We start from the raw sequence: 342 nt of genomic DNA on the forward strand, positions 1-342 counted from the left end.
ACAACGAAAGGTTGTGGGCGCGCAGCTTGCCCGGCGGCTGCGAAAGCAGCCAGTCGAAGCCCGGCTTCGATGCCACGAACGGCAGCAGCGACGGCGTGCCCGTGTCGAACCGGCGCGCGTCGGGCGCATACGAAAACGCATCGAGGTTCCAGTTGAACGGGTCGGCCTGACTGAACCAGCCGCGCACGCAAGGTGTGACGGCGGACGTCAGCAGATGCGGCGCGACATACCCAAGACCCGATCCCGGCGCGCCGCACAGCCATTTGAGCGTGGAGCCGCAGACGAAATCGAACGGTATCTCACGCAGATTGAACGGCAGGATGCCCGCGCCCTGCGTGATGT

The 342-nt window shown here is 65.5% G+C and carries 1 pseudogene; it reads right to left on the bottom strand.

Annotated elements, in window-relative coordinates:
* A pseudogene (locus AB3X98_RS42125) lies at positions 1-342 on the bottom strand (aminotransferase V); the annotation flags it as partial.

The sequence above is a fragment of the Paraburkholderia sp. BR14312 genome (assembly GCF_040948675.1).
Classification (GTDB): domain Bacteria; phylum Pseudomonadota; class Gammaproteobacteria; order Burkholderiales; family Burkholderiaceae; genus Paraburkholderia; species Paraburkholderia nodosa_A.